The sequence below is a fragment of the Vibrio sp. R-1 genome, from assembly GCF_035615595.1.
Classification (GTDB): domain Bacteria; phylum Pseudomonadota; class Gammaproteobacteria; order Enterobacterales; family Vibrionaceae; genus Vibrio; species Vibrio cholerae.
On the sequence record NZ_WPDC01000222.1, the window covers coordinates 1 to 1,027 of the forward strand.

Below are 1,027 nucleotides of genomic sequence, written 5' to 3' on the forward strand. Positions count from 1 at the left end.
TCTCGGAATATTTTCTTCAGGCGCCGAAACCCAAATTGCCCGACAGCACGCCATTAATAAAATTACGCTGGCACAGTAAATGACATTATCAAATGACGTAAAGTTAACTGTACAAACAGAGCATTCATTGTCATAACCTGAAACAGGAGGCAATAAACATTCAGCCTTCTTTTTCTACCAAGTTACACTTCATTCAGTACGCAGCAATAAACCATCAATAAATGGCATGCATAAATAAACACCACTTATGTACAACGAAATACACAAAATAAAGAGAGGAAAGGATAAATTACGCGCAGTTACAGAAAAGATCATTTCAACACATAAAACAAAGCGCTGGCGGCGCAAGGAAAGAAACATATGGTTGCGTGAAATTACATTTAAAGATAATCACATGCAATAACGACTTTTCGTCAGGATTACTGATTATTCATAAATTCATAAATAATTACGCGACACAAGGCACAATCCGATTTTCTCGACCTTTATTTTCTTCCCTATGCAGCTGTGTTAAAAAATAAACCAACTCATATACGGGATGTATATCGAGCCAGAAATGTTTATTCACGCATCAACATTAATGGCCTTATTCTCAGCAAAAACATAAATGCAATGACGGTATTATTCCTGCGCCGTTATCTCATTTATTAACATCCTTGGTGTGGGTTTTCGCTGCAGCAACAAATAAGGGTTCCTCATCCTCAGTTATGCACATCTTGTGCACCTTTTAGTGACTTTGGATGAATAAATATTAAGTTTATCGAATAAAGAGATAAATTTTATGGCATCTTCAGATGATAACAAAATGGGGCTTATGGGCCTCACTGTACTGGTAACAGTAAACATGATGGGCTCCGGTATTATCATGCTACCGGCTAACCTCGCCGGTACAGGTGGTATTACCATGCTCTCCTGGCTGGTCACTACCGTGGGTGCGCTGTGTATCGCTTACACTTACGCAAAATGCGGTATGTTCTGTCACCGTGATGGCGGTATGTCTGCCTACTCACAAGAAGCGCACGGTAAG

At 39.6% G+C, this 1,027-nt stretch carries 1 pseudogene; it reads left to right on the forward strand.

What is annotated here, in order from left to right:
* Nucleotides 1-781: 781 nt before the first annotated feature.
* A pseudogene (locus GOU96_RS17750) lies at nt 782-1,027 on the forward strand (amino acid permease); the annotation flags it as partial.